This is a genomic window from Photorhabdus akhurstii (assembly GCF_018448925.1).
GTDB lineage: Bacteria > Pseudomonadota > Gammaproteobacteria > Enterobacterales > Enterobacteriaceae > Photorhabdus > Photorhabdus akhurstii.
In genome coordinates this window covers 1-589 of sequence record NZ_RCWE01000122.1, presented here as the reverse complement: position 1 = coordinate 589, position 589 = coordinate 1, and the positions used below count along the sequence as shown (strand labels likewise).

The window sequence follows — 589 nt, the reverse complement described above, 5'->3', positions numbered from 1 at the left end:
GCGGATTTGTTGAGCATCACCGCCGGGTCGATATCCCGGGTCGGGCTGGTGAAATCAATGGTGTAGCAATAGGGCGCGCACAGGCGCTCTTCGCCGGTGAAGCTGAATACCTCCAGTTCGGCGCCACAGCGCCGCACTTCAAGGCGGTAGCGGGCATGGCCCGGCAGCGCGGCTTGACTCGCTCGCAGCTGGCGAGCCCGCAACATTTTTCTATCCATTAATAGGTTTTCCCCGGATATCAGATAAAACGGCTGTGCAGTAGCAAGCGAGGCGCTTCCTACTGTTTCAATAAAGTCCCAGTTGCTATCAGCGATGAGGTCAATTCATCCATTCAACTGGCACAAATCCAACCGAATAAATGCTCGGTTGTCAGCCCTGGTTAATCCGGGGAACAAGAGATTTCATCCGGTATTTCCTGACTCAGCAGTTAACCGGAATGAAAATAATCGTGAGGGCCTGATGCCTGCTCTCGAATTAATAGATTCAATAACGAAATAGACGGTTATTGAATAAGTCAATTCTCCTCATTAGCGCATATTAAAATCAAGTGTTTTTTTATCAAACAGCACAATTTGTTTAATCTCAACGG

Annotated in this window: 1 protein-coding gene; it reads right to left on the bottom strand. The window is 48.9% G+C overall.

Annotated elements, in window-relative coordinates:
• Positions 1-218: hypothetical protein (locus EAE93_RS24045; protein WP_214040740.1), on the bottom strand; the 218-nt coding region annotated here is incomplete at its 3' end.
• Positions 219-589: the final 371 nt, after the last annotated feature.